The 21008-nt window shown below is 70.5% G+C and carries 17 protein-coding genes and 1 pseudogene; 7 read left to right on the plus strand and 11 right to left on the minus strand.

Annotation, left to right across the window (positions count from 1 at the left end; all coding sequences use genetic code 11):
* Positions 1 to 12: 12 nt before the first annotated feature.
* Positions 13 to 1290 carry an MFS transporter gene (locus tag ACFYY8_RS11945; protein ID WP_390039823.1) on the plus strand — a complete coding sequence of 426 codons (1278 nt, stop codon included), beginning with the start codon at positions 13 to 15 and terminating at the stop codon, positions 1288 to 1290.
* 56 nt (positions 1291 to 1346) lie between these two features.
* Here ACFYY8_RS11945 and htpX read toward each other — a convergent pair whose 3' ends face one another.
* The 7 genes and pseudogenes from htpX to ACFYY8_RS11980 all read right to left on the minus strand — a co-directional run bounded on the left by htpX (position 1347) and on the right by ACFYY8_RS11980 (position 9922).
* Positions 1347 to 2198 (minus strand): zinc metalloprotease HtpX, encoded by an 852-nt coding sequence (gene htpX, locus ACFYY8_RS11950; RefSeq protein ID WP_390039825.1) that lies wholly within the window; start codon positions 2196 to 2198, stop codon positions 1347 to 1349.
* A 75-nt stretch (positions 2199 to 2273) separates the two neighbouring features.
* Complete coding sequence (locus ACFYY8_RS11955; protein WP_390039827.1) at positions 2274 to 4070, minus strand: NADH-quinone oxidoreductase subunit N; 1797 nt, start codon at positions 4068 to 4070, stop codon at positions 2274 to 2276.
* Entirely contained in the window at positions 4067 to 5806 is a 1740-nt protein-coding gene (locus tag ACFYY8_RS11960; protein WP_390039829.1) for a NuoM family protein, read from the minus strand. Before ACFYY8_RS11960 ends, ACFYY8_RS11955 begins: the two co-directional genes overlap by 4 nt.
* Before the next feature lie 133 nt (positions 5807 to 5939).
* Positions 5940 to 7823, minus strand: coding sequence for an NADH-quinone oxidoreductase subunit L (locus ACFYY8_RS11965; protein WP_390039831.1), 1884 nt, complete (start codon positions 7821 to 7823; stop codon positions 5940 to 5942).
* A 152-nt stretch (positions 7824 to 7975) separates the two neighbouring features.
* Positions 7976 to 8272: pseudogene (gene nuoK, locus ACFYY8_RS11970) on the minus strand (NADH-quinone oxidoreductase subunit NuoK); the annotation flags it as partial.
* Between the two features lies 1 nt (position 8273).
* On the minus strand, positions 8274 to 8810 hold the full coding sequence (locus tag ACFYY8_RS11975; protein WP_390039833.1) for an NADH-quinone oxidoreductase subunit J: 537 nt from the start codon (positions 8808 to 8810) through the stop codon (positions 8274 to 8276).
* A gap of 8 nt (positions 8811 to 8818) precedes the next feature.
* The gene (locus ACFYY8_RS11980; protein WP_390039835.1) at positions 8819 to 9922 is read right to left on the minus strand and encodes a 4Fe-4S binding protein; all 1104 of its coding nucleotides are present in this window, start codon (positions 9920 to 9922) and stop codon (positions 8819 to 8821) included.
* Positions 9923 to 10189: 267 nt separating this feature from the next.
* Between ACFYY8_RS11980 and ACFYY8_RS11985 the strand changes: the two genes are divergently transcribed.
* Entirely contained in the window at positions 10190 to 11473 is a 1284-nt protein-coding gene (locus ACFYY8_RS11985) for a protein kinase (protein ID WP_390039837.1), read from the plus strand.
* A 96-nt stretch (positions 11474 to 11569) separates the two neighbouring features.
* The gene (locus tag ACFYY8_RS11990; RefSeq protein ID WP_390039839.1) at positions 11570 to 13528 is read left to right on the plus strand and encodes an ABC1 kinase family protein; all 1959 of its coding nucleotides are present in this window, start codon (positions 11570 to 11572) and stop codon (positions 13526 to 13528) included.
* A 13-nt stretch (positions 13529 to 13541) separates the two neighbouring features.
* On the opposite strand, the gene nuoH is transcribed toward ACFYY8_RS11990, so the two are convergent.
* The 4 genes from nuoH to ACFYY8_RS12010 form a co-directional block, all read right to left on the minus strand.
* Positions 13542 to 14489, minus strand: coding sequence for an NADH-quinone oxidoreductase subunit NuoH (gene nuoH, locus ACFYY8_RS11995; protein WP_390039841.1), 948 nt, complete (start codon positions 14487 to 14489; stop codon positions 13542 to 13544).
* The gene (locus ACFYY8_RS12000; protein ID WP_390039843.1) at positions 14482 to 15018 is read right to left on the minus strand and encodes an NADH-quinone oxidoreductase subunit C; all 537 of its coding nucleotides are present in this window, start codon (positions 15016 to 15018) and stop codon (positions 14482 to 14484) included. Before ACFYY8_RS12000 ends, nuoH begins: the two co-directional genes overlap by 8 nt.
* The gene (locus ACFYY8_RS12005) at positions 15011 to 15451 is read right to left on the minus strand and encodes an NADH-quinone oxidoreductase subunit B family protein (protein WP_352011275.1); all 441 of its coding nucleotides are present in this window, start codon (positions 15449 to 15451) and stop codon (positions 15011 to 15013) included. The genes ACFYY8_RS12000 and ACFYY8_RS12005 overlap by 8 nt, the downstream gene beginning before the upstream one ends.
* Positions 15452 to 15553: 102 nt before the next feature.
* Entirely contained in the window at positions 15554 to 15925 is a 372-nt protein-coding gene (locus ACFYY8_RS12010) for an NADH-quinone oxidoreductase subunit A (RefSeq protein WP_390039845.1), read from the minus strand.
* 218 nt (positions 15926 to 16143) lie between these two features.
* Here ACFYY8_RS12010 and ACFYY8_RS12015 point away from each other — a divergent pair, with 218 nt between their 5' ends.
* The 4 genes from ACFYY8_RS12015 (at position 16144) to ACFYY8_RS12030 (ending at position 20930) form a co-directional block, all read left to right on the plus strand.
* Positions 16144 to 17595, plus strand: a complete 1452-nt coding sequence (locus ACFYY8_RS12015) for a polysaccharide deacetylase family protein (RefSeq protein ID WP_390039847.1) — start codon at positions 16144 to 16146, stop codon at positions 17593 to 17595.
* Between the two features lie 144 nt (positions 17596 to 17739).
* Positions 17740 to 17829: a putative leader peptide gene (locus ACFYY8_RS12020; protein ID WP_352001834.1), complete on the plus strand. Its 90-nt coding sequence runs from the start codon at positions 17740 to 17742 to the stop codon at positions 17827 to 17829.
* Between the two features lie 208 nt (positions 17830 to 18037).
* On the plus strand, positions 18038 to 19891 hold the full coding sequence (locus tag ACFYY8_RS12025) for a 2-oxoacid:acceptor oxidoreductase subunit alpha (RefSeq protein WP_390039849.1): 1854 nt from the start codon (positions 18038 to 18040) through the stop codon (positions 19889 to 19891).
* Positions 19884 to 20930: a 2-oxoacid:ferredoxin oxidoreductase subunit beta gene (locus ACFYY8_RS12030; protein WP_390039851.1), complete on the plus strand. Its 1047-nt coding sequence runs from the start codon at positions 19884 to 19886 to the stop codon at positions 20928 to 20930. The genes ACFYY8_RS12025 and ACFYY8_RS12030 overlap by 8 nt, the downstream gene beginning before the upstream one ends.
* The last annotated feature ends 78 nt before the right edge of the window (positions 20931 to 21008 follow it).

The raw sequence follows: 21008 nt of genomic DNA on the forward strand, positions 1-21008 counted from the left end.
AAAGGCGACCCCGTGTCCCTCACCCTTCCCCAGGAAACCGGCGCGCCCCGGAAAACCGGCACCCCGAGACGTGGACTGGTCGCGGCCATCGGCGTGGCCGAACTCTTCTACGCGGCGGCCGGGGCCCTGCCGCTGATCCTCGGACTCGGCCTCAAGGTCCAGGAGATCGCGCCCACCAACAAGGAGGCCGTACTCGGCTTCGTCGCCGCGCTCGGCGGAGTGGCCACGGTGATCTCCAACCCGCTCAGCGGTCACCTGTCCGACCGCACCACCAGCCGGTACGGCATGCGCAGGCCGTGGATCCTGGGCGGTTCCCTGCTCGGCCTGGCCGGGCTGCTCCTCCTGGCGCTCGCCGGGTCGATCGCCCTCGTCGCGGTCGGCTGGATGATCGCCGTCACCGGCTACCAGGCCATGGTCGCCGGGCTGACCGCGACGGTCGTCGACCAGTTCCCCGCCGAACGCCGCGTCCGGGTGGCGGGCGTGTTCTCGATGTGCAACATGCTCGGCGTCGTCCCGGCCATGGCGCTGTCCCAGATCTTCAAGGGCGAGTTGCTGCTGCAGTTCACGATCTGCGGCGGACTCGCCGTGACGGCCGCCGGCGTACTCTGCGCGCTGTTGCCCGACCGTCGTCTCGACCCGGCCGAGCGACGTCCGGTGAACGTCGGCAGCCTCGCCTCGGCGCTGCTCGTGCTGCCCCGGCACGCCCGTGACTACCGGCTGCTGTGGGTGCAGCGGCTGCTCGTCAGCATCGGCTTCGCGTTGATCTCGTCCTACTCGCTCTACTACCTACAGAGCCGCATCGGCATGCCGACCGCCGAGGCCGTCGCGCTGGTCGGGCTGACCACCATCGCCAGCACCCTGCTGTCCGGTCTCTTCGCCTATCTCGGTGGCCGCTGGTCGGCCAGGATCGGCAGGGGCCGTCCGTTCGTGCTGTGGGCGACGGCGGTCCTGGGGGTGACGCTGTTGCTGAAGGCCGCGACCGCCAGCGTCGGCGTGGTGATCGTCGTAGCGGTCATCAGCGGCGCCGCCACCGGCGTCTACTACGCCGTCGATCTCGGCCTGGTCACCCAGGTGCTTCCTGACGAGCGGGACGCGGGCCGCTATCTCGGCGCCTTCGCGATGGCCAAGCACCTGCCGAGCGCGATCGCCCCGGCGCTGGCTCCGGTCCTGCTCGGCCTGGGGTCCGACCCCTTCGCGGAGGGGCCGAACTACTTCGTGCTCTTCTCGGTCTGCGGCCTGTTGACGCTGGTCGCCGCCCCGCTGGTCGGCCTGCTGAGAGACGTACGGTGACCGGCGACGACGCGCGTGCCGGGCATATGTGATGGCCGGTCGGGCTACCGCCCCGCTCAGCGGCGGTAGCCCGCCATCCGCTCCAGACGGGCGACGCGCTCGGCGGTCGGCGGGTGGGTGGAGAACAGCCTGCCGATGCCCGCGCCCCGGAAGGGGTTGGCGATCATGAGATGTGAGGCCGAGGCGAGACGGGCGTTCTCCGGGAGGGGAAGCTGCCTGGCGCCCATCTCGATCTTCCGCAACGCGGAGGCCAGGGCCAGGGGGTCTCCGGTCAGCCGGGCCCCCGACTCGTCCGCCTGGTACTCCCTGGAGCGGGAGACCGCCATCTGGATCATCCCCGCGGCGACCGGGCCGAGCACGATCATGAGCAGGGCGCCGAGGAAGCCGGGCCCCTCGTCGTCGTCTCCCCCGCCGAAGAACAGGCCGATGTATCCGAGGTAGGTGATCATCGTGGCGAGCGCCCCGGCCACGGAGGAGATCAGGATGTCGCGGTTGTAGACGTGGGACAGCTCGTGCCCGATGACCCCGCGCAGCTCGGACTCGTCGAGCAACTGGGTGATGCCGTAGGTCACGCAGACCGCGGCGTTGCGGGGGTTGCGTCCGGTGGCGAAGGCGTTGGGCTGCATGGTCGGCGAGACGTACAGCCTGGGCATGGGCTGACGAGCCTCGGTGGAGAGCTCACGCACGATCCGGTACAGGGTCGGCTGTTCGACCTCGCTCACCGGACGGGCCCGCATGGCCGACAGGGCGATCCTGTCGGAGAAGAAATAGGCGAAACCGTTGGTCAGCAGGGCGGCCAGAACCCCGATCTGCAGGCCCACGCCACCGCCCAGCCACGCCCCGACGGCGATGATCGCCGCGGACAGTGCGCCAAGGAGGACGGCGGTACGCAGACCGTTGTGGTGCACTACACCCCCCTTGTCGGTTGATGTCGATTCACCTTCTCCAACGTCTCCGGCCTGGCCGAACGTTCCCGGAAACGCTCACCTCCCGATGTCGGCGACCCCGGGGAGGAGGTCGAGCACCACCTGTGGCGCGACCGAGAACACCAGGGCGACGACAGCGGTCAGTCCGATCGCGACGACGACCGGCAACCACCCCCTGCGACCGCCGCCCGTTTCCTCCCCCAAACCGACCGGATTTTCCGGGGCCGCCACGACCCCTGGAGCCGATATATCCGGCATATCCGAAACAACTCCCTGGCTGGCTCCGCTCGGGGCCGGGGTGAAGATCCGTGCCGCCCAGGCCACGTAGTAGTAGAGGCCGATGACCGTGTTGACCGCCATCACCACGGCCAGCCACGCCACGCCGCCACCGACGAGCTCGCGGAACACCACGATCTTGGCGAACAGGCCCGCCAGCCCCGGCGGCAGGCCCGCCAGGCAGAGCAGGAAGAACGCCAGCGCCGCCCCGGCGGCCGGATCGCGGAAGGCGAGCCCCCGGTAGTCGTCCAGCCCGTTGCGCGCGGCGCGCCGCGAGACCAGCATGACCACCGCGAACGCCCCGAGGTTCATCGCCGCGTAGAACACCAGATAGGCGATCGACGCGCCCGTCGCCTCGTCGTCGCGGACGGCGAGCGGCGCCAGGATGTAGCCCGACTGCGCCACCGAGGACCAGGCGAGCAGCCGTACGGCGTGGCGTTGCCGTAGCGCCAGGAGGTTGCCGACCGTCATGGTCAGCGCCGCGACGAGCGCCACCAGCGGGCCCCAGGTGCTCGCCTCACTCCCCAGCGCCGTGACGAGGATGAGGATCAGCCCGGCGAACCCGGCCGCCTTGGAGATCACCGAGAGCAGCGCGGCGACCGGGACCGGCGCCCCCTGGTAGACGTCACCCGCCCAGGCGTGGAACGGCACCGCGGCGACCTTGAAGGCGAACCCCGCCAGAACCAGGACGACGGCCACGGCCAGCACGGACGACAGGTCGGGAGGCGGCGAGTCGTAGGAGAGGTGAAGCGCGGAGACATAAGCCTCGGTGGTCCCGGTCACCTGGGGCAGCGCGTCACCGGCCGCCTGGCCGGGACCGGGGACGGCGGGAACGGCCGCGCGTTCACGTAGGACCTGGGCGAGCCGGTCGAGGTGGACGGTTCCCGTCGCGCCGTACAGCAGGGAGATGCCGAAGAGCGTCACCGCCGTCGAGACCACGGAGACCAGGAAGAGCTTGACCGCCGCCTCTGAGGCACGGCCGTCGTGGCGTCTGAGCCCGGTGAGCGCGAAGACCGGCAGCGAGACCAGCTCAAGCGCGACGACCAGCATGACCAGGTCTCGGGAGGCGGGCAGGGCGACGGCGCCGGTGAGCGTGCACAGCAGCAGGAAGTGCCACTCGCCGACGGGGATCTCACCGGAGGTGAGCAGGGCCATGGACAGCAGCACCACGACGATCCCGGCGGCCAGGGCGAGCCCGGCGAAGACCAGGGTGAAGTCGTCGACCACGAACGAGCACGACGGCACGGCCCCCGTCTCAGGCCCGGAGGCGGCGACCGCGATCGTTCCGGTGAGTCTCTCCGTCTCCGGCCGCACACCCGGTGAGAGGGCCGGGACGACCCTGGGCGCGGTGGCCAGGCTCTCGGGCACGCAGAAGGTCCGGAGGGCCGCTCCCGAACGCGACGCCTGCACGACCACGAAGCCCAGGGCCGTGAGCACCCCGGCCAGCGTGACCACGCCGAGCATCGGCCTGACGTACGGCCTGCGCGGCAGGAAGGCGTCCAGGAGCAGCACCAGCCCGGCGGCCAGCGCCAGAACCAGTGGCGGCGCCACCGCGAAGTAGTCGATCGACTGGATCATGGCGTCCCCAGCAGGCTGTGGACCACCGGGTCGGTGAGGGAAAGCAGCGCCTTCGGCCACAGACCGAACAGCAGGATCAGGGCGACCAGCGGCACCCAGGCGGCCAGTTCGTGGGCGGTCACGTCCCGCATGCGCCCGCTCCCGGCTCCCTCGCTTCCCGAACCTCCGGCTCCCGCGGTCGTGTCCGGCGGGCCGTCGCCCGCCATGGTCTCCTCGGCCACCTGTTCGGCGTCCGCGGTGACCTTCTCCGTCACCCGCTCCGCGGCCGCCATCGCCTCCCGGACCTCCTGGGCCGCCTCACCGGCCCCCGTCGTCCCGGTGGCTCCGGCCGCGGTGAGCAGGGGGGCGTGGACGGTCTCGGTCGGACGGCCGTGGGTGACCCTGGACAGCATGACCAGGAAGTAGGCCGCGGTCAGGACGGTGCCGACCCCTCCGACGACCATGAAGAGCAGGAAGAGCGGCCGGGACAGACCCGGCGCCGGGTCGAAGGCGCCGAGGAGGGCGAGCATCTCCCCCCAGAAGCCCGCCAGACCGGGCAGGCCGAGGGAGGCGAAGCAGGCGAAGGTGAGCAGGGACGCGAGATGTGGCAGGCGCGCCAGCATGCCGCCGCCGAGCGCCGGGATGTCGACGGTGCCGTAGCGCTCCTTGATCGCTCCGGCGACGAAGAAGAGCAGCGCGGTGATCAGGCCGTGGGCGATGTTGCCGAAGAGCGCGGCGTTGAGCCCGACCGGGGTGAGCGTGGCGAAGCCCAGGAGCACGAACCCCATGTGGCCGATCGAGGAGTAGGCGATCATCCGCTTCAGGTCACGCTGGGCCAGACAGGCCAGGCAGCCGTAGACGACGCCGATCACCGCGAACGCGCCGAGCCAGGGGGCGACGGCCGCGGCGCCCTCGGGCAGGATCGGGATGGCGATGCGGGCGAAGCCGTAGGTGCCCATCTTCAGCAGCACACCCGCCAGGAGCACCGAGCCGACGGTCGGCGCCTCGGTGTGGGCGGCCGGCAGCCAGGTGTGCAGCGGCCACATCGGGGCCTTGACGGCGAGCCCGACGCCGATGGCGACGAAGGCGAGGATCTGCGCCGAGCGGGACATGCCCGCCCCGTGCGCCGCGGCGAGGGCGACCATGTCCAGGGTGCCGGTCCGCGCCCAGACGAACAGCAGGCCGAGCAGGAGGACGACCGAGCCGAGCAGCGTGTAGAGGATGAACTTGGTCGCCGCCGCCCGCCGGGCACGACCGCCCCAGACGGCGATCACGAAGTACATCGGGACCAGGACGACCTCGAAGAACACGAAGAACAGCAGCAGGTCGAGGGCCAGGAAGGTGCCGACCATGCCGACTTCGAGGAGCAGGAGCGTGAACACCAGGGCCCTGGCCCGCTCCGGACCCGGCCTCCCTCTTGGCAGCCGGTCCGTTCCGCTGACGCCCCCACGGCACAGGTAGACGAAACACAGGAACGTCAGCAACGTGGTCAGCACGACCAGCGGCAGGGAGACCCCGTCGACGCCGAGGTGGAACCTCAGGTTCAGCCAGGGGACCCAGGCCAGATCGGTCTCCAGGCCGATGCCCGCCGCGCCGCCACGGACGTACGCGACGGCGGCCCCCAGGGAGAGCGCGAACGTCATCCCGGAGACCGTCAGCGCGTGCGCCCTGAGCAGCCGCCCCCTCCCGTACGGCATGAGCAGCACCACGGCCCCGGCCAGCGGAACCGCGAGCATCGCCACCAGCACCCAGCTCATCTCCCGGCCCCCCTCTCCCGGGCCGGGACGGTGCCCCGGGTGGTGGGACCACAGGGGGAATCACAGCGGGAATCGCAGGGGGATCGGCCGGCGGGAGAGGCCCGGTACGTGGGGGCGTGGCGGAGGCGGCCGGTCATCCGAGGACCACCGCCCCCACCGCGAGAAGGAGGACGCCCGCCAGGACGGCGGTGACGTAGAGCTGGGCGTTGCCGTTCTGTGTCGCCCTGACCAGGCCGGACAGGCTCAGTGTCGCTCTTCCCGAGCCGCGGACGGCGCCGTCGACCACCCGGTCGTCGGCGCGGGCCACCAGACGGGCCAGGCGCAGCACCGGCAGGACGAACAGCGCGCGGTAGAGGGAGTCGACGAAGAAGGCCCGTTCGAACGGCACCCGGAAGGGGCCGAGCACCCGGGCGGGGTCGTCCGCCGGGGCGCCGCGCCAGACGACGTAGACCGCGACGGCCCCGAGCAGCGCCAGCAGGACGCTGAGGGCGGCGGCGCCCCAGTGGACGTCGGCGGCACCCGCGAAGCCGACACCCGTGAACCCGAGGAGCAGCGTGGGCACCGCGAGCACGACGACCGGCCAGAGCATGCTCGCCGGAGCCTCACGGGAACCGCCGGTGTGCGGAGCGGCGGACGTCGGCAGCGGTACGGCCCGGCGCTCGCCGAAGAAGGTCCGCAGCCACGCCCGGGTCGCGTAGGCACCGGTCACCGCGACCGTGGCCAGGGCGCAGCCGTACAGCAGGAGGGCGGCGGCGTCGGTGAGCGGCCCGGTGGCCAGGGCACGCTCCATGGACACCAGCACCTCGTCCTTGCTGAAGAAGCCGCTGGCCGGGGGCAGGCCTATCAGGGCGGCGAAGCCGATGGTCATCGCGGCGAAGGTGACGGGGAGCCTTCGCCGCAGGCCGCCCATCGCGCTCATCAGGTTGGAGCCGACCGTGTGGATGACGACCCCCGCGCACAGGAAGAGCAGGGCCTTGAAGGCGCCGTGGGTGATCAGGTGGAGGATCGCGGCGTCGTCGGACCCGGCGGCCAGGGCACCGGCCATGTAGGCGAGCTGGCTGATCGTGGAGTAGGCCAGGACCCGTTTCAGGTCGTCCTGCGCCAGGGCCGCCAGTGCGGCGCCGAGCATGCCGAGCGCGGCGGCCACGGCGAGCACGTCCAGGGTGGGACCCGCCCCGGCGAAGACCGGGTGGAGACGGGCGACGAGGAAGATCCCGGCCGCGACCATGGTCGCGGCGTGGATGAGCGCGCTGATGGGGGTCGGGCCCGCCATCGCGTCGGGAAGCCAGGTGTGCAGCGGCACCTGGGCGCTCTTTCCCGCGACCCCGGCGAGCAGCAGCAGGGTCGCGGTGACGACCGTGCCCGAGGACATCAGCGGGATCGCCGCGACGACGTCGGCGATCCGGAAGCTCCCGGCCGCCGTGCCGAGGACGAAGATCCCGAACAGGAAGCCGACGTCGCCGACCCTGGTGACCAGGAACGACTTGATCGCGGCACGGGAGTTGGCGCGGTCTTCCCACCAGTGGCCGATCAGCAGGTAGGAGCACAGGCCCATGACCTCCCAGCCCACGTAGAGGACGAGGAGGTCGGCGGCGTGGACCACCAGGAGCATGGCGCCGGTGAACAGGCTGACGAAGGCGCTGTAGGACGGGTAGCGCCGGTCTCCCGCCAGGTAACCCACCGAGTAGACCTGCACGGCCAACGCGACCACGGTCACCAGCACCGCGACCGAGGCGGACAGGGGGTCCGCAAGGAGGCCGACCGAGATCGGCAGTGACCCGGTGGGGATGACGTCGAGCGTGCCCGTTGACGCGCCCGCGCCGGTGAGGGCGGTGTAGGCCGTCCAGAGGGCGAGCAGGGCGGAGAGGGCGGCCGGGACGACCGCGATCAGGGCCGCCCTGCGGTTGGCGGCCAGGTCGGCGGCCCCGCCCCTGGCCCCCTTGGGGAGTCTGGAGCCCAGCAGCCCGGCGACGGCGGCGAGGAAGGGCAGCAGGATGACGGCGACGACGGCGGTCACGGCGTGGCCTCCGGGGGGTCGTCCCGGCTCGGCGGGTGGATGGGAGCCGTGACGACGGCCTGCCCGGCGGCGCCCTTCTCCGGCTCCCTGGAAAGACCCCCGGTGGAACCACCCTCGATGAGCCTTCCGGTGGGTGGGGCGGGGAACTCGGCAAGGGCGCGAAGGCGGTCTAGATCGACGGTCGCGCGGTTGCGGTAGAGGCCGAGGACGATCGCCAGCCCCAGGCCGACCTCCGCCGCGGCGATCACGATGACGAACAGCGTGAGCACCTGGCCGCTGTGCAGCCGGTCGCGCAGCCACACGTCGAACACGACGAGGTTGAGGTTGACCGCGTTGAGCATCAGCTCGACCGACATCAGGACGAGGATCGTGTTGCGGCGGGCGAGCACGCCGTACACCCCGATGGAGAACAGCAGCGCGGAGACGACCGCCGGATAGACGACGTGCACGTCATCGCCTCCCGCGGATGTCGGTGCGGGACAGGACGATGGCGCCGACGAGGGCCGCCAGCAGCAGGACCGAGAGCACCTCGAAGGGAAGCACCCAGGTGCGGAAGACGCTGGAGCCGATCTCTCTGGCGGACCCGCCACCCGGCTCAAGGGGGGCGTAGGCCGTGCGGAAGCCGTCGATGACCACGGTGACCAGCACGACCGCGGTGGCCGTCGCCACGACGGCGGCGACGGGGCGGTTGCGGCTGTCGAGATCGGCGGCCCTGCCGATCGGGGCCCGGGTGAGCATCAGGCCGAACAGCAGCAGGACCACGACCGCGCCGACGTAGATCAGCACCTGGACCCAGGCGACGAACTCGGCGGTCAGGACGAGATAGCCCCCGGCGAGGGCGCCGAGACAGACGACCAGCCACAGGGCCGCGTGGACGAGCTGTCTGGTCGTCACCACGAGCAGCGCCGCCCCGACCGCCACGACGCCGAGCAGCAGGAAGACGATCTCCTGCCCCGTCGGTGACAGATAGGACGGCACGTCGGCCACGTCTCCTCCTAAGACTCTCCGGGCTCCTCTGGCCCCTGAGGCCCGCTGTTCGGTTCCGTGGCAGAAGTCTGCTCCGTCGCGCCCTCCGCCGGTGGCACGCCACCCCCACCTGTGGACAACTTCTCACCGGCGGGCTCGCCTGTGGAAAACTTTCCCCCCGCTTCCTCCTCGGGAGGCGTGTCCTTCTTGGGAAGCGCACCCGGCGGCCTGATCGCCCGGACGTTCGCATGCCCCGCGGAAGCACGCCGCGCGGGCCTGTCCCCGGCCGAAGCCCCGGAAACACTCGAAGGCCCCGAAGCACTCGAAGGCCCGGAGGCCCCCGAAGGCCTGGACGTCTCCGAGGCGTCCTGGGCGGGGGGCGTGTCCTTCTTGGGAAGCGCACCCGGCGGCCTGATCGCCCGGACGTTCGCATGCCCCGCGGAGACACGCCGCGCGGGCCTGTCCCCGGCCGAGGACTCAGGGGCCTCGGCGGATCCGGAGGCGTCCCGGGACGGCCGCGCGCCCGGGTCTCCGGAAGCGGCCGGGGTCTCGCCCGGAGTCACGGGACCGTCCCCCGCCGTACGGCCGCCGCCGGGCCTTGACGGCGGGGTGGGCGGGGTGGGCGGGGTGCGGGCGGGCCGGGACCCCGCGGCCAGTTCCTTCGGTGGTTCGGCGTTCGGCTCGTGCGCGGGCGGCGGGGGCACGGTCTCCGCCCATCCGGCCAGCCTGTCCTTCTCGTGCAGGAGGTTGCGGATGTCGCCCTCCGCGTACTCGAACTCGGGGGACCAGAAAAGCGCGTCGAAGGGACAGACCTCGATGCAGATGCCGCAGTACATGCACAGGGAGAAGTCGATCGCGAAGCGGTCGAGCACGTTGCGGGCGCGGGGCCGGCCTCCCTCCGGAGCAGGGAGCGTCTCCTTGTGGGAGTCGATGTAGATGCACCAGTCGGGGCACTCACGGGCGCAGAGCATGCAGACCGTGCAGTTCTCCTCGACCAGGCCGATGACGCCTCTGCTGCGGGCGGGCAGGTCGGGCCGCACCTCGGGGTACTGCTGGGTCACCGACTTGCTCAGCATGTGGCGAAGGGTGACGGAGAGCCCCTTCGCCAGCCCCACTCCTGGTATCCGTGCCACCTCAACATCTTGACATCCCCGTCCCCCACGAACGAGAACCCGTGCGCGAGAACCTCGCAAAACACAACACGTCCGCCGACCATCCCAAGTTATCCACAGCCGTTATCCACAGACTGTGTGTTCGAGTGTCGCCTTCCGCCGAAGAATCACCCTTGAAGAGGACTGCAAGACCAACCAGAAATACGTATTCTTCGCCACATGTCCCACCAGTACGGTGCCCCGTGGCACAACCAGCCGCCACCTCCTCGATCGAATACGGGGCTGAGTGTGGTGTGGGCACTGGTCCCCCTGTTCACCTGTGGCATGGGGACGCCCCTGATCATGGCGCACGCCGCCCGCAGACTGCGCAGCCCGCTCCACGCCCTGGCCGCGGTCTTATACGCCCTGGGCATCGGGGTGTTCATCGTCGCGATCTCCATCTACGACGACACCGACCTGATGCCGGGCTGGCTGGACGCCATCACGACGATCGGGCTCTTCGGCAGCTGGCTCGGCGGCATGGGGCACGCGCTGATCATCAGAGGATCGGTCTTCAGGCAGGACCCCCACAACGCGCAGGGCCCGCGGAACATGCCGAACTACGGCGTGCAGTCCTTCAACGCGCCCCCGCCTCCCGTCCAGGCCGTGCCGTACCCGACCGCCCCGACCGTCGCCTCGAACATCCACCCGCCCGTCCACCGGCCGGTCCAGCACGCCGTACGGCCCCAGCCCCAGCCTCACCTCCAGCACTCCCAGCCGTCCCGCCCGCAGCCGGCTCCCACCCAGCAGCAGAACCCGACCAAGGGCTGGCTGGGGCCGTACCGGCTGATCGGGGAGCTGGGCAAGGGCGGGCAGGGCACGGTCCACCTGGCCCTCACCCCGCAGGGGCAGAAGGTCGCGATCAAGCTCCTGCACCAGCACCTCACCGGCGACCAGATGGTCAGGGAGCGGTTCCTGCGGGAGGTCGAGGCGACGCGCAAGGTGGCGACCTTCTCGACGGCCAGGGTGCTCGACGTGAACATCACCGACGACCAGGCCTACATCGTCAGCGAGTTCGTGGACGGCATCTCGCTGGAGCAGCTCGTCCGCGACCAGGGTCCCCGCAACGAGGACGGCCTGACCCGGCTCGCCCTGGCCACGGCGGGCGCGCTCGCCGCGATCCACCGGGCGGGGGTCGTGCACCGTGACTTCAAGCCCGCGAACGTGCTGATCGGCGCGGACGGCCCCCGGGTGATCGACTTCGGCATCGCCCGCGCCCTCAACCAGGTCACCGCGACCTCGGGCAACATCATGGGCACCCCCGCGTACATGTCCCCCGAGCAGCTCGCCGGGGGGAACATCGGCCCGGAGACGGACGTGTTCAGCTGGGCGGCGACCATGATCTTCGCCGCGTCCGGGCGTGTGGCCTTCGGCGAGGACACGATCCCGGCGATCCTCAACCGGGTGATCAACCAGCAACCCGACCTGTCGGCGCTGCCCCAGTCGTTGCGCCCGCTGGCCTCGGAGTGCCTGGACAAGCAGCCGGGCAACCGGCCGACCGCCGCCGACATCATGCTGCGCATCGTCCAGTGAACACGGCACCGGACATACCGATCTATGTCCGGAAAACGCATTAGGGTTGCGCCATGGCACCCGGGGACGGCCTGAACGGCGGAGACGGATACTGACATGTCCAACCTGATCGCTGTTTTCGCCACGATCGTCAACGCCTATCTCGTCGCGCTCTTCGCCAGGAGGACGCTCGGCGTGCCGGTCGGCTGGCCGCGTGCCCTCGTCATGGGCGTGGTCCTGGGCCTGAGCGTCGCGTGGGCGGCCACCGAGGTCGGCACGCTGACCGGCGTCTACGCCAACGGCAGGATCAACGCCCCGCTCAGCGTGGTCTTCGCCGTCATGGCGCTGGTCACCGCGTGGACCTTCGTGATCGGCCTGATCGTCCTGGTCCTGCTCGAACTGTTCGTCCCGACGGGCACGCTTCCCTCGCCCTCGGTGCTCCTGCGCGGCTGGAAGGCCCGCAGAAGCAGGGCTCGGCGCTACACCCAGGTCATGCGGATCGCCGCCAAGCACGGACTCGGCGGCTACCTCGGACGGCGCAGCAGGGCCGGGGAGAGGCCGGCCGCGGTCGCCCGTTCGCTGCGCGACGCGCTCAACGAGGGCGGCGTCACCTTCGTCAAACTCGGGCAGATGCTCTCGACCAGGCGCGACCTGCTGCCCGAGGTCTTCGTCGACCAGCTCGCCACCCTGCAGACCAGGGCGGAGCCCGAGCCGTGGGAGCAGATCGAGCGGGCCATCGAGGAGGAGCTCGGCAGGCCGCTCACCGAGGTCTTCCAGACGGTCGATCCCACCCCGCTCGCCTCGGCCTCGGTCGCGCAGGTCCACTCCGCCCGGCTGCTCGACGGCAAGCCCGTCGTGCTCAAGGTGCAGCGCCCCGGGGCGCGCAAGCAGGTCACCTCGGACGTCGAGATCATCCTGAGGCTGGCCGCGTGGCTTGAGCGGACGACGCCGTGGGGCAGGTCGCTGCGGGTGTCCCGGCTGGCCGAGGGCTTCGCCGCCTCCCTCGACGAGGAACTCGACTACACCGTCGAGCTGGACAACCTGCGGGGTGTCGCGGCCACCCTGGGCGACGGGATCAGGGTGCCCGTCGCCCACGAGGGGTACTCGACCGGCAGGCTCCTGGTCATGGACCGCCTCGACGGCACCCCGGTCGGCGAGGCGGGCGAGCTGCTGGCCGCGCTGCCCCCGGCCGAGCGGGAGGAGATCGCCGGACGGCTGCTCGGCGAGATCCTCAGGCAGCTCGTGCACACCGGTGTCTTCCACGCCGACCTGCACCCGGGCAACATCCTCCTGACCGAGGACGGCAGGCTCGGGCTGCTCGACTTCGGCTCGGTCGGCCGTCTCGACCAGTCGACCCGTAACGCGCTCGGCATGCTGCTGCTGGCCATCGACAACAACGACGCGATCGGCGCGACCGACTCCCTCATCGAGATGCTCGACCGGCCGGACGGGCTGGCCGAGCGGGAGCTCGAACGCGACCTGGGCCAGCTCATGGTCCGCTACCGCTCGGGGTTCGGCAGGAACGGCAGCGCGGGCCTGTTCGCCGCGCTGTTCAAGCTGATCCACGCGTACGGCTTCGCCGTACCGCCGCAGATCGCGGCCGCCTTCAGGGCGCTGGCCGCGCTCGACGGCACGCTCACCCTGATCAGCCCCGACCTCGACGTGGTCGGCGCGGTCAGGAGGCAGGGCAGGGAGATGATGCGCGAGTCCCTCTCTCCCGAGGCGGTGCGCGCCGACCTGGAGAGCCGTCTCGCCGGTTTCCTGCCGATCCTGCAGCGGCTGCCCAGGCGGCTCAACAAGCTCACCGAGGACCTCGAGCACGGCAGGATCTCGATCAACATCAGGCCGCTGGCGGACGAGGGGGACCGGCGTTTCCTGACCGGCCTCGTGCAGCAGGTGGTCGTCGCCGTCCTGGCCGCGGCGGCGACGCTGGGGGCGATCGTGCTCATCGCGGCGGACTCGGGACCGATGGTGACGCCCGAGCTGCGGCTGTTCGCGCTGGTCGGCTTCGCGTTGCTGCTGGTCGGCTTCGTGCTCGCGCTGCGCTCACTCGCGCTGGTCTTCCGCCGGGAGTGACCCGGCCGACGCGTCAGAGGACCCTGACGACCCCGGTCAGCGCGAGCTGGAGCAGCGCCAGCGGCACCAGGGCGACCCAGGCGAGCCGTTGCAGCTGGTCCTCACGGAGTCTGGGGTAGCTCACCCGCACCCAGATCACCACGAACACCAGCAGGGCCGTCTTCAGCAGCGTCCACACCGGCCCGGGCAGCAGGGGGCCGTGCCAGCCGCCGAGGAACAGCACCGTGGTCAGCCCGCAGAGCACGATGATCCCGGCGTACTCGGCCAGCATGAACAGCGCGAACCGCATGCCGGTGTACTCGGTCATCGGGCCCATGATGATCTCGGAGTCCGCGATCGGCATGTCGAACGGCGGGCGGCGCAGTTCGGCGAGCCCGGCGACGAAGAAGACCACCGCGCCGATCGCCTGCCAGGGCAGCCACCACCACTGCCAGGCCTCCACGATGCCCGGCAGGGAGAGCGTGCCCGCCGCCATCGCGACGCTGGAGGCGGCCAGGACCAGCGGCAGCTCGTAGGCCATGAGCTGGGCGGCCGAGCGCATCCCGCCCATGAGGGAGTACTTGTTGCCCGAGGACCACCCGGCCATGATCGAGCCGAGCACGCCGACCCCCATCACGGCCAGCGCGAAGAACAGGCCCGCGTCCAGGTCGGCTCCGACCAGGCCGGGACCGACCGGGATGACGACCATGACCAGCAGGTACGGGATCAGCGCGACCGCGGGCGCCAGGCCGAAGACCCGGCGGTCGGCCGCGGCGGGGATCACGTCCTCCTTCTGGGCGAACTTGACGCCGTCGGCGATCAGCTGGGCCCAGCCGTGGAAACCCCCGGCGTACATGGGGCCGAGACGGGACTGCATGTGCGCCATGACCTTGTGCTCGGCCTGGCCGGCGACCAGCGGCAGCACCAGGAAGGCGGCGACGACCAGAAGGAGCCTGAGGGCCGCCTCCAGCACCTCAGCCATCGCGCCCCCAGTCGGCGGGCACGCCAGGGGGGAGCGTCTTGCGGCGGCTCGGCGAACCGTGTTCGGACTCGCCGGGCTCCTTGGCCCCCGGCCACGCCTTGGCGACCCTGGCGGCCAGCACGAAGTCCTTGCGCAGCGGGTGGCCCTCGAAGCCCTCGGGCAGCAGCAGCGGGACGAGGTTCGGGTGCCCGTCGAAGACGACGCCGAACATCTCGAAGGTCTCCCGTTCGTGCCAGTCGGCGCCCCTGAAGACGCCGACCGCGCTGGGCAGGCGGGGGTCGGCGCGCGGCACCCGGGTGCGGGTCAGCAGCCGCCGGTGCGAGACGGGGTCGAGGAGGTGGGCGACGACCTGGAAGGCGTCCGGCGGGTCGTCGACCGCGGTGAGCCAGTCGAAGAACTCGTATCCTCCGGCGCGGGCGAAGGCGAGCAGGTCGAGCCAGTCGCCCGGCTCGACGTCGGCCGTGGTCTCGCCGAAGGACTCGGAAAGCCGCACGCGCGGGCCGTACCGTTCCACGAGGGCCTCACGCACGGTGGTCCTCCATGCCCTCGGCGGCGATCTTCTCCTGGAGGAGCATGATGCCGTTGAGCAGCGCCTCGGGGCGGGGCGGGCAGCCGGGCACGTAGACGTCGACCGGGATGATCTGGTCCACCCCCTTGGTCACGCAGTAGGAGTCCCAGTAGGGGCCGCCGGAGTTGGAGCAGGCGCCGAAGGAGATGACGTACTTGGGGTCGGGCATCTGCTCGTAGAGCCGTTTGACGGCCGGGGCCATCTTGTCGGTCACCGTGCCGGAGACGATCATCAGGTCGGCCTGTCTCGGGCCGTTCGCGAACGGGATGACCCCGAACCTGATGAAGTCGTGACGGCTCATCGAGGTCGCGATGAACTCGATCGCGCAGCAGGCCAGCCCGAAGTTGAACGCCCACAGCGAGTAGCGCCGTCCCCAGTTGAGAATGAAGCGCATGGGTTTCGGGGCCAGCCGTGAGGCCGGTCCGACGGTGGGTGCCCGGGTGGGCATCGGAAGGTCCGCCATGTTGTTCATTGTCCCCCACCTGCTCGGCGGTTCTCAGGCCCAGGCGAGCACGCGTTTGCGCCAGGCGTACAGCACGCCGAGCGCGACGAAGCCCAGGAAGACGAACATCTCGGCCAGCGCGGCCGTACCGAAACCGGGGTCGGCGAAAACCGTCGCCCACGGAAAGACGAAGACGGCGTCCACGGCGAAAACGACATAAAGGTAGGTGAAGACGTAGTAACGCACCTGGGACTGCGCCCAGCCCTCGCCGACCGGGTCGACGCCGCACTCATAGGTCGCCAGCTTCTCCGGGGTGGGACGGCTCGGGCGCAGGAGGCGGTTGACCAGCAGCGCTCCGGACACGATCACGACGCCCAGCGCGAGCAGCGCGCCGACCACCGCGTAGGGGCCGTAGTAACCGTGCATGACTCCCCCTCTCCACGGGGTTTCCCGAAGTCTCTCCGAGTACGGCGAGGCCTTCCCCAACAGCTATAGCAGCACCGTCTTTCCCCGTCATGCGACCCTGCCGTCAACCCCAAACTCTGCACCCTTTAACACCAAGCATCCGTAAATACCCCACTTTTTCAAGTAATGTGCCGTTTATGCCTAAAATCCGGTTTTCCGGAGGGATCGCGCTTATCGCCGTGCTGGCCGCAGGGTGCGGCACCGCGACAGCGACACCCAGGGCGCAGGAGCCGATCCCCTCGGAACCCACACTGATCGATTCCGTGGACCCGGCCGACGTCCCCGGACTCACCATGCACACCGTCACCGAAGGGGAGACCGGCGGCCTGCGTGCCCACGCCGTCTACCCGTCCGTCAGCGACGCGCCACGCCTGACGGAGAAACTGCACCGCACGATCACCGAGCATCTGCGGTCGTTCAACCAGGCCTACAAGGGCGGTGCCGGAACCGGCCCCGAGCCCGAGTTCAATGTGGACTGGCAGCTGCCGACGGTCTCGACCCAGATGATGGGCGTGAACCTCACCATCGGCAGAACCGTCGACTCCCGCTGGTCGGAGGAGCGCACCACCGTCTGGTACGACCGGGTGGACAAGCGTGTCCTCGACTCCGCGGACCTGCTGAAGGACAAGGCCGCGCTGGGCGAGCTCGCCAGGCTCACCCGTGACCGGCTGGGCCGGTCGGGATCCGGGATCGACCCCGAGGCGATCACCGCAGACGCGACGCTGTTCGACTCGCTGGCCTTCAACCGCCGCGGCGACCTCGTGGCCGAGTTCGACGACCGGCAGGTGGGGGGCGCCTCCCTCAGCAGGGTCGCCGTACCGGCCGCGAAGGTGAAGGGGCTGCTGTCCCCCGCCGGTGAGCGGGCACAGCGCTCCGCGGTCGAGTTCGGCGCCGGGGTCGACCACCGGGCCGAGCGGATGGCCAAGTACAAGGAGTACGCCGCCCTGCCGGTCGCCGAGAGCACCGCCTACGGCAGCGTGGACTGCGCCAAGGTCAAGTGCGTCGCGCTCACCTATGACGACGGTCCCGGCCCGGGCACCGGGAGGCTGCTGGACGCGCTGAACGCCCAGCGTGCGAGGGCGACGTTCTTCGCCGTCGGCACCAACTCCATCGCCCACACCGCGCTGCTGCGGCGGATCATGCGGGAAGGTCACCTCGTCGGCGACCACACCTGGTCGCACCGTGACCTGACCACCCTGGACGACAGCAGGATGGGCGACCAGTTCGGCCGCGCCCAGTGCACGCTGGGACGGGCCATCGGACGCCATCCCGGCCTGGTGCGCCCGCCGTACGGGGCGGTCAACGACCGGGTGCCGCCCGTCGCCAGGCAGTACCGCCTGGCGCTGGTGCGCTGGAACGTCGACGCCAAGGACCTGCAGACCCGGGATCCCAAGGCCGTCGCCGACCGGGTCGTCTCGCAGACGAGGCCCGGATCGATCGTCCTCATGCACGACGTCGGCGGCACCGCCGCGAAGGCGACCCCCGAGATCCTGCGACGACTGCGCGACAAGGGCTACACCTTCGTCACCGTCCCCGAGCTGTACGGCAAGGCCGGCATGAGGCCGGGCGAGGTCTACGACTCGGGCGAGGGCCCGCGCGACGTGGTCTCGGCCGGCGGCTCACAGGGCTGAGGAGCTGGGCGAAGACGCCCTCCGGAGGACGCGAGGACCGGCGTCCCCGGAGGGCGTCTCCATGTCACCCCATAGCCGCCGGCTATGAGTACATAGCCATCGGCGATGAGGCCGCCTTCCTGGCGGGACATATAGTTAGGCATCGTGACCCTTACCGTCCTGTTCGGCCGCCTGCACGTGGATCTGTGTCGGCTTGCCGCCGGGCTGTGTCGGGCCTGCCGTTCGCGATCATGACCTCCTTCACGGCCGCCGCCAGGCCGCCACGCGCGTCTTCACCGCGCCCGGACTTCGACTCGGCCTCCACCGAGGGATCTGCGACATGCGTCACACTCCTCCGCCGAGTGGAACGCGAAGCCACTACGGGTTATCCCCAGGGATCTAGCATGGAACTGAGAACATGCCACCATCAACGGCGCCTTTTCGCGTCGAGGAGGACTGAGCTGTGACCAAGCAGGTTCAGCAACTCGATCGCGTCATCATCCGCTTCGCCGGTGACTCCGGCGACGGTATGCAGCTGACCGGTGATCGCTTCACATCGGGCACGGCGGAGTTCGGCAACGACCTGTCGACCCTCCCCAACTTCCCGGCGGAGATCCGCGCCCCCGCAGGCACACTGCCGGGCGTTTCGAGCTTCCAGCTCCACTTCGCCGACCACGACATCCTCACCCCCGGTGACGCGCCGAACGTCCTGGTGGCGATGAACCCCGCCGCGCTGAAGGCCAACCTCGGCGACCTGCCGCGCGGGGCCGACATCATCGCCAACACCGACGAGTTCACCAAGCGCAACCTGCAGAAGGTCGGCTACGACGCCAGCCCTCTTGAGGACGACTCGCTCGCCGAGTGGCGGCTCCACCCGGTGCCGCTGACCTCGCTGACGGTCAAGGCGCTCGAGGGCTTCGACCTGTCGAAGAAGGACGCGGAGCGCTCCAAGAACATGTTCGCCCTCGGCCTGCTGAGCTGGCTCTACCACCGGCCGACCGAGACCACGATCAAGTTCCTCGAGACCAAGTTCGCCAAGCGGCCCGACATCGCCAAGGCCAACATCGCGGCCTTCCAGGCGGGCTGGAACTACGGCGAGACCACCGAGTCCTTCTCGGTCTCCTACGAGGTCAAGCCCGCCCAGCTGCCGCCGGGCGTCTACCGCAACATCTCCGGCAACCAGGCGCTCGCCTACGGCCTGATCGCCGCCTCGGTCCAGTCGAAGCTGCCGCTGTTCCTGGGGTCCTACCCGATCACCCCGGCCAGCGACATCCTGCACGAGCTGTCCAAGCACAAGCGCTTCGGCATCCGCACCTTCCAGGCGGAGGACGAGATCGCCGGTGTCGGCGCGGCGCTCGGGGCCTCGTTCGGCGGCGCCCTCGGCGTCACCACGACCTCCGGGCCGGGTGTCGCGCTGAAGGCCGAGACCGTCGGCCTGGCGGTGACCACCGAGCTGCCGCTGATCGTGGTCGACGTGCAGCGGGCCGGGCCGAGCACCGGAATGCCCACCAAGACCGAGCAGACCGACCTGCTGATGGCCATGTACGGCCGCAACGGCGAGTCGCCGCTGCCCATCGTGGCGCCCGCGACCCCGTCCGACTGCTTCGACGCCGCGATCGAGGCGGCCCGCCTGGCGGTGAAGTACCGCACGCCGGTCATGCTGCTGTCCGACGGTTACCTGGCCAACGGCTCCGAGCCGTGGCGGGTGCCCGGCAGCGCCGAACTGCCGGACATCTCCACCGAGTTCGCCGACGGCCCCAACGGCGAGGACGGCGTGACGTTCCTGCCGTTCAAGCGCGACCCGGAGACCCTGGCCCGTCCCTGGGCCATCCCGGGCACCGCGGGTCTCGAACACCGCATCGGCGGCATCGAGAAGGCCGACGGCACCGGCAACATCTCCTACGACCCCAACAACCACGACAAGATGGTCCGGCTCCGCCAGGCCAAGATCGACGGGATCGCCCAGGACATCCCGCCGCTCGACGTCGACGACCCCGACGGCGACGCCCGGGTGCTCGTTCTCGGCTGGGGCTCGACCTACGGGCCGATCGCGGCGGCCGTACGGCGGATCAGGAGGGCGGGGGGCAAGGTCGCCCAGGCCCACCTGCGCCACCTCAACCCGCTGCCCGCCAACACCGGCGAGGTGCTGCGCGCCTACGACAAGGTGCTGCTTCCGGAGATCAACCTCGGCCAGCTCGCGCTGCTGCTGCGCGCCCGTTTCCTGGTCGACATCATCAGCTACAACCGCGTGCGCGGGCTTCCGTTCAAGGCCGAGGAGCTGGCCGGCGTGATCCAGGACGTGATCGACAGTGAGTGAGATCCAGAACGGCAGGGGCCTGTCCCTGGTGCCGAAGTCCGACGTCAAGCTGGGGATGAAGGACTTCAAGTCCGACCAGGAGGTCCGCTGGTGCCCGGGGTGCGGTGACTACGCCATCCTGGCCGCGGTCCAGTCCTTCGTTCCCGAGCTGGGCCTCAAGCGCGAGAACATGGTGTTCGTCTCGGGCATCGGCTGCTCGTCCCGGTTCCCGTACTACATGAACACCTACGGGTTCCACTCGATCCACGGGCGTGCCCCGGCGATCGCGACCGGCCTGGCCGCCTCCCGGCCCGACCTGTCGGTCTGGGTGATCACCGGTGACGGCGACGCGCTGTCCATCGGCGGCAACCACCTGATCCACGCGCTGCGCCGCAACGTCAACCTGAACATCCTGCTGTTCAACAACAGGATCTACGGTCTGACCAAGGGCCAGTACTCCCCGACCTCCGAGGTCGGCAAGATCACCAAGTCCACCCCGATGGGCTCGCTGGACAAGCCGTTCAACCCGATCTCGCTGGCTCTGGGCGCCGAGGCCTCCTTCGTGGCCAGGACCATCGACTCCGACAGGAAGCACCTGCACTCGGTGCTGCGCCAGGCGGCCGAGCACAGGGGCACCTCGCTGGTCGAGATCTACCAGAACTGCAACATCTTCAACGACGGGGCCTTCGACCAGCTCAAGGATCCCGACCAGCGTGACTCCATCACGCTGCGCCTTGAGCACGGCCAGCCGATCGTCTCGGCCACCAAGGCCGTACGGCGCAGGCCCGACGGCGGCATCGAGGTCGTCCCGCGCGCCGAGGCGAGCGAGGAGGAGATCCTCGTCCACGACGTCAGCCGGCCTGACCCGACGCTGGCCTTCGCCCTGTCCCGGCTGGACGAGCCCGCCTTCGAGCACGTCCCGATCGGCGTCTTCCGCAGCGTGGACCGCCCCTCCTACGACGAGCTGATGGCCGGCCAGCTGGCCGAGGCGGCCGGCAAGGGCGGCCCCGGTGACCTGGACGACCTGCTGCTCGCGGGAGACACCTGGCGCATCGGCTGACCCCGGCTCCCGGGACCTCCCGGACGGGGGCGTACCGGAGGAGTTCCGGAAAGCCCGGAAAGCAGGAAAACGGGGTCG

This window comes from Streptosporangium sp. NPDC001559, assembly GCF_042893955.1.
In the GTDB taxonomy this organism is placed as follows: Bacteria; Actinomycetota; Actinomycetes; order Streptosporangiales; family Streptosporangiaceae; genus Streptosporangium.

What these genes read in the sequence shown, in the direction of transcription:
- ACFYY8_RS11955 (WP_390039827.1), bottom strand. Translation starts at nt 4,070, where the DNA reads ATGATCCAGTCGATCGACTACTTCGCGGTGGCGCCGCCACTGGTTCTG.
- ACFYY8_RS11960 (WP_390039829.1), bottom strand. Translation starts at nt 5,806, where the DNA reads ATGAGCTGGGTGCTGGTGGCGATGCTCGCGGTTCCGCTGGCCGGGGCC.
- ACFYY8_RS11990 (WP_390039839.1), top strand. Translation starts at nt 11,570, where the DNA reads ATGTCCAACCTGATCGCTGTTTTCGCCACGATCGTCAACGCCTATCTC.
- nuoH (WP_390039841.1), bottom strand. Translation starts at nt 14,489, where the DNA reads ATGGCTGAGGTGCTGGAGGCGGCCCTCAGGCTCCTTCTGGTCGTCGCC.
- ACFYY8_RS12005 (WP_352011275.1), bottom strand. Translation starts at nt 15,451, where the DNA reads ATGCGCTTCATTCTCAACTGGGGACGGCGCTACTCGCTGTGGGCGTTC.
- ACFYY8_RS12010 (WP_390039845.1), bottom strand. Translation starts at nt 15,925, where the DNA reads ATGCACGGTTACTACGGCCCCTACGCGGTGGTCGGCGCGCTGCTCGCG.